This is a genomic window from Muricaecibacterium torontonense, assembly GCF_004793925.1.
Lineage (GTDB): Bacteria > Actinomycetota > Coriobacteriia > Coriobacteriales > Atopobiaceae > Leptogranulimonas > Leptogranulimonas caecicola.
Genome location: NZ_SRYE01000004.1, coordinates 188,719 through 201,946 on the forward strand (window position 1 = coordinate 188,719; position 13,228 = coordinate 201,946).

Here is a 13,228-nt window from a genome sequence, read left to right on the forward strand (position 1 = left end):
AACCTGGCGTTTATTACCGTTGTTTTGAGAAAGCATATTCAACGTTGATATGGGTTTCTGATACCCGCCTGTAGAACCCACATTCACTGTAATGCACATTATTTCTTATAGCTTCCTGAAATTATTCCTTCTCGGCAGCTGGGCATAGACGTTCCTCTCGCTGCCGAGAAACTCGCCTACCCAAGGCAGCGAGTCACTGGCAGGAAGGATCGCCCTTCTCGGCAGGAAGAGAGGCCGCGTCATCTGTGGAGGAGTCCTTAGATGCTACGCCGAGCGCGCGATCGTCGGCCAAACCTTCAGAGCGCTCTTGGGGATTGTCGGGCTCGATGTGCACCATGACATCGGAGACTTCCGGAAACCCCTGCTGCACCGCCTGCTCTACCTCTTGGGCGATCTGATGGGCGCGTGCCACCGTCATGGTTGGGTCAACCAGAAGATGGAGGTCCACGAAGACGTCGCCCTCAGTGCCGCGGGTGCGGATATGGTGCACGGAGCGCACGCCAGGCACCTGACAGGCCGCCTGGCGTAGCGGCTCGACCTCCAACACCGCGTGGTCGGAGAGGGTACGAGCCGCCTCCCGAAAGACTTCCACCGCAGAAATGGCGATGGCGACGCTCACGATCACAGCCACCAAAGAGTCAGCCATGGGATATCCCAAGCTCACTGCCACAAGGCCCAAGATGACCGATATGGTGACGAAAGCGTCCGAGCGAGTATGGAGGGCATCTGCGGTAAGCACCTCGCTGGCAAGACGCTTGCCAAAGCGCCCCTCCACAAAGGAGACCGCCAGATTTATGACGAGGGTCCCCACCATCACCACATAGGAGCCGCCGTTAACCTCCACTGCGCTCCTGTGGCCCAAAAGGGCTTGGATGCCGTCGGCGGCGAGGTTGTAGGCAGCCACCGCCAACATGACCCCGATAGCCAGCGACGCATAGGTCTCGAACTTGGCGTGGCCATAGGGATGGGCCTTGTCAGGGGGTTGGGAGGCCATCTTGACGCCCAGGATGCCCACGATGTTGGACAGGCCGTCAAAGGCGCTCGCAATGCCATCGTTGCGCATGGAGAGCGAGCCTGTAGCGGCGCCGTAAAAGAACTTGGCTGCCGCCACTGCCCAGTTGAGGATAAGGATGATCCAGAGGATTCGCACCACTTTGCGGCAGCGCTCTTCTCGGCTCAGGCCTGCGGCACTCACAGCTGCTCTCCTTCAGAGGCTCCAGTTTGGGCACTCTGGTGGCTTTCGCTTGGGGCAGGCACCGTGCCTTTGCCCTCCGTGCCCAGGCCTGAAGAGTCGTCTTCAGGGGCGTCATCCAATCCGTTGTAGCGCAGGGCCATGATAGCCACGTCGTCGTCCAGGCGGCCGCCGGTAAAGTCGTAGAGGGTGTTCATGATGGCGTCTGCCATGTCATGGACGTCTGTGTCCATCTCGCGCACCAATGTCTCGCGAAGACCGGTCTCGCCAAAGAAGACGCCGGAGGGATCGCGGGATTCAGTAACGCCGTCGGTATAGAGCACCAGCTCGTCTCCAGGCTCAAGCTGCACGATGCCGTCTTTGAAGACCATCTCGCGGAATGCGCCCACCACGCCGGATTGCACGTTTAAGAGCTCCATCTGGTTGTCCTTGGGATGCAGCAGGAATGCCGGGGGATGCCCTGCCGAGCAGTAGGTGAGCTTACCAGACCTCACATCCAACAGGCCCACAAAGAGGGTGGCGAAAGAGTCTAGGCGCGAGAATCCCAAGAAGAAGTCATTGAGCGAACGTACCATATGCGCCGGCTCCATACCCTCCCACACATAGGTGCCCAAAGCGGTGCGCACTGCCGCCGACACGCTGGCTGCCTGCACGCCTTTGCCTGCCACATCGCCCAAGATGATGCAGGCACGGTTGTTCTCAAGGCGCAGAAGATCGTAGAAGTCGCCGCCCACATTGGCGCTCTCGGTAGCCGAGTTATACACGGCCTGCGCCGATAAGCCCTGCACATGCTGCATATGATTTCCCATGCCCTGCTGCAGCGTATGGGCGATGAGGGAGTTTTGGATGCGCTGGCGCTGGAGCTGGTCTTGGCGAAAGACGTCTTGCACAAAGCGCTTGTACAGCGTGATCTCCAGGTTTCCCAGAGGAATGTCCGACACGTCCGAAAGCACCAAAAACGCCCTGCGCTCTTCTCGCAGCTGACGAACTACCACCACGAAGCCATCGCGCTGGATATGGTTTTGCGCAAGCCAGTCTGAGAGTTCCTTATGGTGGGAGAACGGGCACACATATACCTCGGGGGCAGTGCGGTCGTCTGCCAAATCATTGATGGTGAAGGGGAAGTCCACCAACGAGCCGTCAGCCTTCTTGATGAAGTTGGTGTTTTGATGCAAATTGCGGAAGACCGGGGCAAAGCGGCAGTTGATAGCCTGCGCCATGGCCTCGAAGGCGCGGCAATAGTCTAGGAAAGTGGCTTTGTCTTCGAGCTCTTCGAGGTGCATGAGGTTCTCATGGGCCACGTCCTGCACCCGCTCGCTTGCCGAGGTAAGAGCCAGCGCCTGGGCGGTCAGCAGGTCGTTGGCATGATGGACTGCCAAGATGTCCAGTACTTTTGCCGAGTGTCCTCCCAACCCGTGGGGAGTGGTCCACCCCACCGCGGCCACCGCCACCGTGGAGCGGTTATAGATGATAGGCACCACATAAAACGAGGTAAGGGGGAAGTTTTCTGCCCCAGATATCTCATAGGTTTTGCCCGTGGCAGAATCCACCAGGGCGATCTCGCCAGTATCCTGCCGCACGCGGTCGAAACTCGCTGTGCGCCCGCGGGAAGAGGCGATGGAGACCACCGCGTTCTTGCCCTCCACAAACGTGGGCATGGAGGAGCCGCCCAACTTTCCCGAGAAGCTCTTGAACACATAGCCGCCATAACCGGCCGTATAGAGCGCCGCGGCATCGGCATCCACCGCGCTGCGCAGCTCGCGCACCAGCATGTCATGCACGCCGGAAGTATTGCCGGTGTCTGCCGCGCGTCCAATCTCCTGAATCACACGAACCACATCATTGGGCACCGAGTCATCGGGGGCGTCTGCGCTCTGATAGAGATCGGCGTTGCTCACTGCGATGCCCGAAGGGGTCGGATCCTCGCCTGGCACCACCGCAGCGTCGATCAGCACGTCGCTGGCCGAAAGGTGCGGCACTGCCAGCTCGGGCTCTACTGCTCCGGCGTCTCCCGACACAGACTTTTCCACAAACGGCCTTGCTACCATGAGAAACGAGCCGTCATCGCCCATCTCTTTGGCACGCACGTGCACCGGCGTCCAGGTGTTTTGGTTGGGTTTGCGGCAAAGGAGCGGCGTCTCTTCTCCGTCTAAAGGAAACGGCAGGCGCCCGTGGGTCTTAGGAACGCCAGTAAGCGGCAGAAAGAGCGTGCTTACATCCATACCGATCAATTGCTGCCGAGAAAGGCCTGTCAACTCAGCCAGGTTGCCGTTGGCGATGATGATCTTGCCATGGGAGTCATAGCCTGCAATGGCGTCATCCACCAAAGACAATATCTTGATGACGGTGGTAAGCCCGGAGAAAGCCTTGAGACGGCCGTCACCTTTATCGACGGCGGTGATGCTGCTGCCAAGGATCATAAGGCCTCCTCACACTGCGGCTGTGAGACGCGCAGAGTATAGGTGGAACAGACGCCGATTGTCCCACAATAACAAAAAACGTGGACCCCTAAGGATCCACGTTGAATGTCCTGGTGTCGGAGGCGGGACTTGAACCCGCACGACCTTTTAGTCAGTCACTAGCACCTCAAGCTAGCGCGTCTGCCAATTCCGCCACTCCGACAGGTTTGGTGCGAAAGAAATAATAGCATAGGCGCCCTTGGGTGCAAGTGACAATCTAAGAAAGTTGGCACTTTATGAGGGGTCACTCACACTCGGAGACTTTCTTAGATCATCAGTCGTGCGATCTGGTAGACGACAAAGGCGATCACCCAGGCCACTGCCACTTGGAAGATCACCGCAAACCAGGCGTATTTGCGCGAATGGCTCTCTGAGCGAATGGTGGCGATGGTGGCTATGCAGGGTACGTAGAGCAGGCAGAAGGCCATAAAGGCCAGCGCATTTGCCGGCCCAAAGCCAATGGACAGCAGAGCGGCGTGCAGCGCTTGGCTGCCCACGGCGTCGCCCGCCACTCCAAAGAGCACCGAAACCGAGGATACCACCACTTCTTTGGCTGAAATACCCGCCAGCAGCGCCACTGCCAGGCGCCAGTCACCAGCGCCAATAGGGGCGAGGAAGGGCACCAATATCCTGCCAATAGTCGCACCCAAGGAGTTGGCCACATCTTCTCCCACATAGCCCGTGGGACCAAAGTTAAGGAGCAGCCACATGATGACCGAAGCTGCAAAAATGACCGTGCCTGCGCGCTCCACATAATCGCAGACCTTATCCCATACATAGATCCACACCGTATGGGCGTCTGGCAGCTTGTATTCTGGGAGCTCGATGAGGAGCATGCTGCCTTCAGTCTCTTCGCTCTTATCGGTCAGAGACATCACCTTGAGCACTGCCAAGGCCACCAGTATTCCCAGCACGTACATGGAGAAGGCCACAAGACCTGCGTAGGCATCGAAGAAGAGGCCCGAGAAGAGCACATAGATGGGCAAGCGCGCCGAGCAGCTCATGAAAGGCGTTACCAGCATGACGCGCCTGCGGTCGCGCACTGACTCCAAGGTCCTAGAGCTCATGATGGCCGGCACTGAGCAGCCAAAGCCCAAGATCATGGGGATGAAGGCACGGCCGGAAAGCCCCAGCCTGCCCATGATGCCGTCCATGACGTAGGCCACGCGGCTCATATAGCCGGAGTCTTCCAAAAACGCCAAAGCACAGAAGAGAATGAAGATGTTAGGCAGGAAGGTGAGCACCGTGCCCACGCCTGATATGGCACCGTCGCATACCAGACTCACCACCGCAGGCGAGGCTCCGACGGAGGCGAGCAAGTCCCCCACCCCGCCGTTAAAGGCATCCAGCCAACCTTGGAACACCTCTTTGATGGCATCGCCCACCACAAAGGTGAGGCCAAAGACGACAGCCATGATAAGCAAGAACACTGGAATAGACCAGATGCGGTTGGTAAGGATGCGGTCTGCTTTGTCGGTAGCCTCAGCACGAGCCGAGCGATTGAATACGCACTCGTTGACCACGCTGGAGATGAAGTCATAGCGCTCGCTGATGAACTCGTCCTCATAGCTATGCTCCAACACTGGAAGATCCAGCAGGAAGTCGCGCTTCACCGACACGTCGCCTTCCAGAAGCTTCACCGCATGCCAGCGAGGATTCTCACAATCAGGATAGGCCTTGCAAAAGGCAGCCTGCACCTCGTCGATCTTAGCTTCCAAGTCACGGGAGTAGACCATGACGTTGTGGAGGTGTTTCTCGGCCATTCCGTCGTCTATCACATGGTCGTGGCAGAAAGGATCGTGCTGAGCGCCCTTGTGATGGTAGGCGGCGTGAAGCAGAGGCTGAAGGCCTTCGCGTTTGCGGGCAGAGACCGGGATGACGGGGCAGCCCAGGGTCTCGGCAAGGCGGTGCACGTCGATCTCCATGCCGCGCTTGCGCACCACATCCATCATGTTGAGGGCTACCACCACGGGTTTACCCAAGTCGATAAGCTGCAACGTGAGATAGAGGGAGCGCTCCAGGGAGCTGGCGTCCACCACGTCGATGATGGCGTCGGCATCACCCGAAAGCACGTAGGAACGGGCAACCTCTTCTTCCATGGTGTAGCTGGTGAGCGAGTAGGTTCCTGGCAGATCGATAAGGCGAATCTCTACGCCCTCGAAGGCGGTGGCGCCCTCTTTGCCCTCCACGGTGACGCCGGGCCAGTTGGCGGTCTTGAGCTTGGCGCCCGTATAGGCGTTGAAGAGCGTGGTTTTTCCGCAATTGGGATTGCCGACAAATGCCAACGTCATACCAGGATGCCCTACCTCAGGTCCGGGCTTCGCAGGAAGCGGCTGGTACGTGAAGTGGCGCTCGAACTTATCCACGGGACGCCTCCTCGCCATCGGTTGCCAAAGAGGTCCGTTGAGCAGCGGTCTGAGTGTGGTCTGTGGACACAGACTCCGGGCTTAGGTCGCGGTTGGGCACAGGAGGCGTATCCAGATGGCGCACCTGGATGCAGGAGGTGATGGAGCGGCCCAAGGCCCAACGGGTCTCCCTGAGCCTGATGATGTCTGTGCCATGGCTCTTGTTGTTGAGCACACAGATCACCGAGCCCCGCGTCATGCCCACCGACTCCAGGCGTCGAGCTACAGACTCCCCCAGATCTTCAAGGGACACCACCCGGTAATACTGGCCTATGACGCCTTTGTCGAGCGTGGTAAGCGAGGCGTCCTGGGTGCCAGATGCCTGAGTGTATGTGCTTTCGTGAGAACCCACCGGTCCCCTCCCCCACAATGTAAAAGACTAGAACACATGCGCCTGCAACCGGTAGGCGGTCATTGGCTGCACATGGGTTTCTATGCCCCAGAGAGGCGCATTCTAATGGCCCATCCATGAAAAAGGACGCCCACTTGTGAGTGAACGTCCTTTCAGACCTAGAAATAGCGCAACTTAGAGCTCGATAGAGGACCCCTGGATGGGGAACGGCTTGGCAAAGAAGCACGCACAGTGGTGCCCTGGCGCCACCTCGCGCATCTCAGGATGCTTCTGGCTGCAGATCTCCTGGGCGATGGGACAACGGGTGTGGAAGCGGCATCCGGAGGGAGGATCGATGGGGCTAGGAGGATCCCCCGCGAGAATGATGCGCTCACGAGAACGCTGAACGTCGGGGTCAGGGATGGGCACTGCAGAGAGAAGGGCCTGGGTGTAGGGATGGTAGGGTTCTGCGTAGAGGGAGCGCCAATCGGAAGTCTCCATAAGGTTGCCCAGATACATGACGGCCACGCGGTCAGAAATATGCTGAACCACCGAGAGGTCATGGGCAATGAAGAGATAGGCTGTGCCATACTCCTTTTGGAGCTCGCCCAAAAGGTTCAACACCTGCGCCTGAATGGACACATCCAGAGCAGAGACCGGCTCGTCGCAGATGATGAGCTTGGGATGCAGCGCGAAGGCACGCGCGATACCCACACGCTGGCGCTGGCCGCCAGAGAACTCGTGTGGATAGCGGTTGATGTGCTCAGGGTTGAGACCCACGATATCGAGGATCTTGCGCACATAATCCATGCGCTCCTCGGTATTGTTCATCTCGCCATGTATCACCAGAGGCTCGCTCACGATCTCGCCGATGGTCATACGAGGGTTGAGCGAGGCGTAGGGGTCCTGAAAGATGTACTGGAGGTCATGGCGCACAGCCTTGAGCTCTTTCTTCTTCATAGTGGCGACGTCTTTGCCGTCAAAGACCACACGGCCGCCCGTAGGGTGGGTGAGACGCATGATGCAACGGCCGGTGGTGGACTTGCCGCAACCAGACTCGCCTACCAAACCAAAGGTCTCGCCCGGGAAGATATCAAAGCTCACGTCATCGACGGCGGAGACTTTTTTAGCCATGCGTCCTGCGAAGACGCCGGAGTCTACCGGGAACTCTTTGGTGAGATGCTCCACATGGAGCAGGGGCTCTTGCGAGGTAGCCATAGATTTATGCCTCGCTTCCTAGATGTGGGAACTGTGCAGGTGCCGAAGCGGCGTTCTTATCGGCACGATAGGGCTCGCCATCAGCCACGTCGACGGCTGTGCGAGAGGTCACAGGGGCGTTCTTCTTTACAAACTCAGGGTCGCTGCAGTAGTGGCAACGCGCGTAGTGTCCCGAAGGCATCGTGTAGAGCGGAGGCTCCTGGGTGTGGCAAAGCTCAGTGGCATAGGGGCAGCGAGGAGAGAAGGAGCAGCCCTTGGGCACGTTGACCAGCGATGGAGGGTTTCCCTTGATGGGTGTGAGGGGCTTTTTCTCATCTGTCACCTGCTCGGGGATCGAGCGCATGAGGCCCCAGGTGTAGGGATGGATGGGGCTGTAGAAGATCTCGTCCGCAGTGCCAAACTCCACTGGGCGGCCGGCATACATGACCATGATCTTGTCGGCGATGTCTGCCACCACGCCTAAGTCATGGGTGATCATGACGATGGCGTTGCCGTTCTCCTTTTGCATCTTTTGCATGAGCTCGATGATCTGGGCCTGGATGGTCACGTCCAGGGCTGTGGTGGGCTCGTCGGCGATGAGGATGTCGGGGTCGCATGCCAGCGCCATGGCGATCATGGCGCGCTGACGCATGCCGCCGGAGAATTGGTGCGGATAGTCTTTGACGCGCTGCTCTGCGTTGGGAATGCCCACCATAGCCAGAAGCTCGGTGGCGCGCTTGAGCGCCTGCTCCTTGGAATAGCCGCGGTGGATGCGCAGGCCCTCACCCAGTTGACGGCCGATGGTATAGACCGGGTTAAGCGAGGTCATGGGGTCTTGGAAGATCATGGCGATGTCGTTGCCGCGCACCGACTGCATCTGCTGCTCGGTCATTTCAAGCAAAGACTTGCCGCGATAGCGCACATCGCCGCCCTCGATACGTCCCGGAGGCATGTCGATGAGACCCATGATGGTCATGGCGGTGACAGACTTTCCCGAGCCAGACTCGCCTACCACGCCCAGCGTCTCGCCACGATCCAGCGTATAGGTAACGCCGTCGACGGCTTTAACCACGCCGTCTTGGGTGTGGAAGTACATTTTGAGGTTGTCTACCTCGAGCAGGTGAGAGCCCTCGGGAATGGGCTGGTTTTTGAGGTCCTGCTCTTGCTTAGCATCTCTTTTAGCCATGGTTTAGGCATCCTTCATCTTGACATCCAGCGCATCGCGCAGACCGTCACCCAGCAGCGTAAAAGCCAACACGGTGGTGATGATGGCGATACCGGGCATAAGCATGAGCCACGGCTGAGTAGCCAGGTACTGCTGACCGTCTTGAATCATGGAACCCCAGGAAGGATTAGGGGGTGTCACGCCCATGCCCAAGAAGGACAGCGCGCTCTCGGTAAGGATGGCGCCGCCGATATTCATTGTGGCGTAGACCACGATGGATGCTACCGAGTTGGGGAAGATGTGGCGCATGATGATACGGGCGTCCGAGGCGCCCATGGAACGGGCGGCGTCCACGTAATCGTTCTCCTTGACGGAAAGAATGGCAGAGCGGAACACGCGGGCGATGGAAGGCCAGCCCAACACGCCGATGGCGATGAACACGTTCTGGATGCCCTGCCCTAGCACCGCCAGCATGACGATGACAAAGAGGGTGTAAGGGAAGGCCAAGAAGATGTCTGCCAGGCGCATGATGATGGTGTCCCAAATGCCGCCATAGAAGGCTGCCAAAGCTCCCATGATGAGGCCAAGCACTGTAGAGATCGCAGTGGCCAGAAGGCCTACGGTAAGAGAGATCTGCGCGCCGTAGATCACGCGGCAAAGCACGTCGCGACCCAGAGCATCGGTGCCAAAGGGATGCTCAAGGGAGGGCGGGAGGCGTGCCAGCGATGCCATTTGGGAAGAATCGATGGCTGTGGGGGATCCCAACGTCTGGGGAACCCACAGGTCGGCAGTGATGGCCACCAAGGCCACGAAGATAATCCAGACAGCGCCGATGATGGCAAGCTTGTTCTTGCGAAGGCGCGCGAAGGCGTCGCTCCAAAGGGTACGGGAAGCTCCCTCATGGTCGACCTCGTCGACCACCGCATTGTAGGCGCCGCGGAAATCGCGATGATGCTCAGGCTCTGCATCGTCTTGCTGATCTGTCTCTACCTCGGAAGCAGCCTGCGCACGCTCTTCATGAATGTCATAGGCGCGATCGGTCTCTTCGCGGAGTTCCTCCTGAGCCTCGCGCTCAAGGTCTTTCTCATGCTGTTTCTTTTCCATGGGGCACCTCCTAACCTTGATCCTTGGGAGCGCCGTAGCGGATGCGCGGATCCAGGAAGGCGTAGCTGATGTCGACGATAAGGTTGATGAGTAGCACCACCACGATGATGATGGTGACGCCGCCCATCACGATGGGCCAGTCACGCTGTGTGATAGCGCGATAGATCTCATTGCCCACACCAGGCCAGTTGAATACCGTCTCTGTGAGAATGGCGCCCGAGAGCATGGCGCCAAAGTCCAGTCCTATGTAGGTGACTACAGGGATCAACGCATTCTTGAGTGCATGGTGGTAAATAATCTCGCGCCGAGAAAGGCCTTTGGCCTTTGCCGTGCGGATGTAGTCTTGGTTCATGACTTCCAACAGTTGGGAGCGCATGATGCGGGCCGTATAGGCAGTAGATACTGCTGCCAACGTGATGGCTGGCAAGATATAGTGCACCCAAGGCAGGAACTCGGAGTTGCCGCCAGCGCCAGAGATGGGCATGTATACCGCGCCCCCGGTGGCGTTCTTGAGAATGATGCCAAAGAAGAGCTGGAGCAACATACCTAACCAGAAAGCAGGCATGGCCACAAGCACTGCGGTAATGAGGGTGACGAGCACATCCCAGAAGGAATACCTCTTGATGGCGCTCACCATACCTGCGCCTATGCCCACCACCGCCTCGATGATGATGGCCACAATGGCGAGCTTGGCGGTATAGGGGTACTTATCGGCAAAAATCTGGGACACCGGAAGCTTGCGGCTATAGGAGTTGCCCAAGTCGCCCTGAAGCAGGCCGGAGATATAGTAGCCGTACTGCTTCCAGATGGGCATGGGGACGGTGTTGCCCTCCTCGTCATAGATGGGCTTGCCGTCTGCGTCTACCTCGATGAGGTGATTCGCGATGCGAAGCTGCAGTTCTGTCTCAGGCGGGAGCGCCTTGTCGCCGGCGATGAGCTTGATGGGATCGCCAGGAACAATGTTCTTCATGGCAAACAAGATCATTGTGACGCCAAAGAACACCGGGATGAACTGCAGGAGGCGCTTGAGGATGTACTTGAGCATGCTCGTTGTCTCCTGTATCCGATGCCAACAGGTAAGGGCCAGGCGGCCCTATGTGCACCAAGGAACGGGCCCACAAAGAGAGGGTCAAAAAGTAGCTACCTAGCGCACGGTAACAAGTATAGGCAGACCGGTGGCAAAAGAGGCTTATTCGATGCATCGCAAGCGCGATATGAAACACATTGGAAGCAATTACATGTTTAAAAGTATATTCAGATTGCATGAACCTCAACGAACAAGCGCTGCGCGAAAAGGGCTTTCTTCCCATAAGAAAGCGAGGTACCGCCTCAAATAGAAGCGATACCTCACTATGCATGGCTGCGCAGAATTTATCCACACATCACCTTGCAACCTGCTTTAGGCAAGCTTTAAGCCTTGAGGAAGGCAGCTTACATATCGGCAGACTTCAGGTGGATCTTCTTGGAAGGATCGACGTAGGCGCTCTTCACCTTGTCGGAGCCCACATAGGTGTGCTTGTAGAAGAAGATGGGAACCACGGGCATATCCTCGGAGATCTTCTTGTTGACCTCTTGAAGGGCGGTGATGCGAGCGTCGTCGTCCACGGTCCGGCGGGCAGCCTCAAGAGCAGCGTCGACCTCGGCGTTGCTGTAGAGGGAGCGGTTGTCGCCGTTGCCGGTGAAGAACAGAGGATAGAGGAAGTTGTCCATGATGGGATAGTCTGCGATCCAACCCAGACGACCGGTCTGATAGTCGCCGCTCTGGTAACGGTCGAGAATGGCGGCCCACTCGCCCTGATCCAGGGTGGCGTCGATGCCTACCTCGGCCAGGTCGGCCTGGATGGCGGTCATGATGTCCTTGTGGTTGCCGTCGCCGTTGAAGGACAGCTGGAAAGTGACGTTGCGCTTGCCGTCGGCGTCTGCGGGATAGTACTGATCCAGCAGGGCCACTGCGGCATCCTTGTCGTAGTGGGAGTCAGCCCACACGTCGTCCTCGTAGCCAGCGATTCCCGGGGGAATGATGTTAGCAGCAGGGGTGCGGGTGCCAGAGAAGATGGTGTCGCAGATGGCCTGACGGTTGATGGCCAGGGAGATGGCCTTGCGCAGGTTCACATCCTTAAGCAGAGGATCGGTGTTGTTGATGGTGAGGTAGTAGACGGAGGCCTCGTCGCCCAGCAGCATCTGCTTGCCAGGGGTGATGGTGTAGCCGTCGTCAGACAGGCCATAGGTGTCCTGGGCGGAGGCGATCTGTGCAGTGGGAACGTCGCAGAAGTCATAGTTGCCGGCCTGGAACTCCTTATAGGCAGTCTCCATGTCCTTCTGGATGTTGAACTGGATGGCGGCGATCTTAGGCTTGTCGCCGTTGTAGTCCTCGAAACGCTTGAGGTTGATGTACTGGCCGTCCACCCACTTGCCGTCCATCATGAAGGGGCCATTGCCCACAGGAGCGGTGAAGTAGGCGTTGAAATCCTCCAGAGCCACGGCGGGCACAGGGGCCAGGGCGGGGTGGCTCGCCACATAGGGGAAGTCGGCATAGGGGGTGGCGAGCTTGACCACGAAGGTCTTGTCATCGGGCGCGGAGACGCCAGAGAGGACGTCGGTCTCGCCGGCAGCCAGTGCGTCATAGCCGTCCACCATGGAGATGTGGTAGGTCACGGCAGAGGGGCTGTCAGTGTTGGTCTTGGGATCCACCAGACGGGTCCAGCCACGTACGAAAGACTCGGCATCCACGGGGTCGCCGTTGTGGAACTTGCAGCCCTCCTTGAGGGTGAAGGTGAACTCGGTGCCGTCGTCATTGGAAGTCCAAGACTCAGCGGCGGCGGGTACGAGCTCGCCCTTCTCGTAATCGAAGTCGGTAAGGCAGTCAAACATCTGATAGCAAACCTGAGTGCCCTCGGACTCCTGGCAGTTGTAGGGGTCGATGGACACGGGGTTGTTGATGTAGACCTTGGCAGTAGCGCCCTCAGTGCCTGCCTCGGCGGTGGCGCCGTCATCCTTCTTGCAGGCGGCCAGTGCCATGAGAGCGGACGCAGCAGCAGAACCCTTGAGGAACGTGCGGCGACCGATCTTGAGGAACTCGCTCACACTCTCTCCTTCTGTCTGTCGTGCTTGTTCGCCCAGAACCTCTCCGGCTCGAGCGAATCATGCCTTCGATCCGGCCCCCTACCCTCCAGAGGCAAGAAGTGTCCGTGTCCACCTCTCGACCCGAGGCGCTCGGGGACATGTGGTTCCACAGAAGTATTTAGGAAATAGTCCTTTAACGCAACCTGAATGCCCTCTTTTGGCCATTTGTTACCAAGATGGAAACCAACAGGGCTAAAACTAACGTGGAGATTTTAGGTATATTTCAGCAGGTCAGTACATCCACACAGAAGG

Annotated in this window: 9 protein-coding genes and 1 tRNA gene; all 10 read right to left on the minus strand. The window is 58.3% G+C overall.

Annotated features, from left to right (window positions below):
* Nucleotides 1-193: 193 nt before the first annotated feature.
* Complete coding sequence (locus E5334_RS07230; protein ID WP_136012921.1) at nt 194-1,195, minus strand: cation diffusion facilitator family transporter; 1,002 nt, start codon at nt 1,193-1,195, stop codon at nt 194-196.
* Nucleotides 1,192-3,612, minus strand: a complete 2,421-nt coding sequence (locus tag E5334_RS07235) for a SpoIIE family protein phosphatase (protein ID WP_136012922.1) — start codon at nt 3,610-3,612, stop codon at nt 1,192-1,194. Before E5334_RS07235 ends, E5334_RS07230 begins: the two co-directional genes overlap by 4 nt.
* A gap of 111 nt (nt 3,613-3,723) precedes the next feature.
* Nucleotides 3,724-3,814: transfer RNA gene (locus E5334_RS07240), tRNA-Leu, on the minus strand.
* A 103-nt stretch (nt 3,815-3,917) separates the two neighbouring features.
* Complete coding sequence (feoB, locus tag E5334_RS07245) at nt 3,918-6,017, minus strand: ferrous iron transport protein B (RefSeq protein WP_275438979.1); 2,100 nt, start codon at nt 6,015-6,017, stop codon at nt 3,918-3,920.
* Nucleotides 6,010-6,408, minus strand: coding sequence for a FeoA family protein (locus E5334_RS07250; RefSeq protein WP_136012923.1), 399 nt, complete (start codon nt 6,406-6,408; stop codon nt 6,010-6,012). The genes feoB and E5334_RS07250 overlap by 8 nt, the downstream gene beginning before the upstream one ends.
* A 174-nt stretch (nt 6,409-6,582) precedes the next feature.
* Nucleotides 6,583-7,605, minus strand: a complete 1,023-nt coding sequence (locus tag E5334_RS07255) for an ABC transporter ATP-binding protein (protein WP_136012924.1) — start codon at nt 7,603-7,605, stop codon at nt 6,583-6,585.
* A gap of 4 nt (nt 7,606-7,609) precedes the next feature.
* Nucleotides 7,610-8,770, minus strand: a complete 1,161-nt coding sequence (locus E5334_RS07260; RefSeq protein ID WP_136012925.1) for an ABC transporter ATP-binding protein — start codon at nt 8,768-8,770, stop codon at nt 7,610-7,612.
* A gap of 3 nt (nt 8,771-8,773) precedes the next feature.
* Nucleotides 8,774-9,853 (minus strand): ABC transporter permease, encoded by a 1,080-nt coding sequence (locus tag E5334_RS07265; RefSeq protein ID WP_275438980.1) that lies wholly within the window; start codon nt 9,851-9,853, stop codon nt 8,774-8,776.
* Nucleotides 9,854-9,863: 10 nt separating this feature from the next.
* Nucleotides 9,864-10,898 carry an ABC transporter permease gene (locus E5334_RS07270; RefSeq protein WP_136012926.1) on the minus strand — a complete coding sequence of 345 codons (1,035 nt, stop codon included), beginning with the start codon at nt 10,896-10,898 and terminating at the stop codon, nt 9,864-9,866.
* A 386-nt stretch (nt 10,899-11,284) separates the two neighbouring features.
* Nucleotides 11,285-12,937, minus strand: a complete 1,653-nt coding sequence (locus tag E5334_RS07275) for a peptide ABC transporter substrate-binding protein (protein ID WP_136012927.1) — start codon at nt 12,935-12,937, stop codon at nt 11,285-11,287.
* Nucleotides 12,938-13,228 lie beyond the last annotated feature (291 nt).

Bases quoted from the DNA above. Each gene is read 5' to 3' on its own strand.
- E5334_RS07255 (WP_136012924.1), bottom strand. From the start codon at position 7,605: ATGGCTACCTCGCAAGAGCCCCTGCTCCATGTGGAGCATCTCACCAAA.
- E5334_RS07270 (WP_136012926.1), bottom strand. From the start codon at position 10,898: ATGCTCAAGTACATCCTCAAGCGCCTCCTGCAGTTCATCCCGGTGTTC.
- E5334_RS07235 (WP_136012922.1), bottom strand. From the start codon at position 3,612: ATGATCCTTGGCAGCAGCATCACCGCCGTCGATAAAGGTGACGGCCGT.
- E5334_RS07260 (WP_136012925.1), bottom strand. From the start codon at position 8,770: ATGGCTAAAAGAGATGCTAAGCAAGAGCAGGACCTCAAAAACCAGCCC.
- E5334_RS07265 (WP_275438980.1), bottom strand. From the start codon at position 9,853: ATGGAAAAGAAACAGCATGAGAAAGACCTTGAGCGCGAGGCTCAGGAG.